The following is a 470-nucleotide window of genomic DNA, read 5'->3' as shown; positions in this document are numbered from 1 at the left end:
CTTCCTCCCAACTTAAAGTGCTTTACAATCCGAAGACCTTCTTCACACACGCGGCATGGCTGGATCAGGCTTTCGCCCATTGTCCAATATTCCCCACTGCTGCCTCCCGTAGGAGTCTGGACCGTGTCTCAGTTCCAGTGTGACTGATCATCCTCTCAGACCAGTTACGGATCGTCGCCTTGGTGAGCCATTACCTCACCAACTAGCTAATCCGACCTAGGCTCATCTGATAGCGCAAGGCCCGAAGGTCCCCTGCTTTCTCCCGTAGGACGTATGCGGTATTAGCGTTCCTTTCGAAACGTTGTCCCCCACTACCAGGCAGAGTCCTAGGCATTACTCACCCGTCCGCCGCTGAATCAAGGAGCAAGCTCCCGTCATCCGCTCGACTTGCATGTGTTAGGCCTGCCGCCAGCGTTCAATCTGAGCCATGATCAAACTCTTCAGTTCAATACTGCTTGGGTTTTTAAGAA

At 53.2% G+C, this 470-nt stretch carries 1 rRNA gene; it reads right to left on the bottom strand.

Annotated elements, in window-relative coordinates:
• A 16S ribosomal RNA gene (locus tag VA602_RS00520) occupies positions 1–447 on the bottom strand; the annotation flags it as partial.
• Positions 448–470 lie beyond the last annotated feature (23 nt).

It is taken from the genome of Pseudomonas machongensis (assembly GCF_034961125.1).
Classification (GTDB): domain Bacteria; phylum Pseudomonadota; class Gammaproteobacteria; order Pseudomonadales; family Pseudomonadaceae; genus Aquipseudomonas; species Aquipseudomonas machongensis.
Note: the sequence above shows the minus strand (reverse complement) of the source record. Positions and strands in the feature narration are given on the sequence as shown.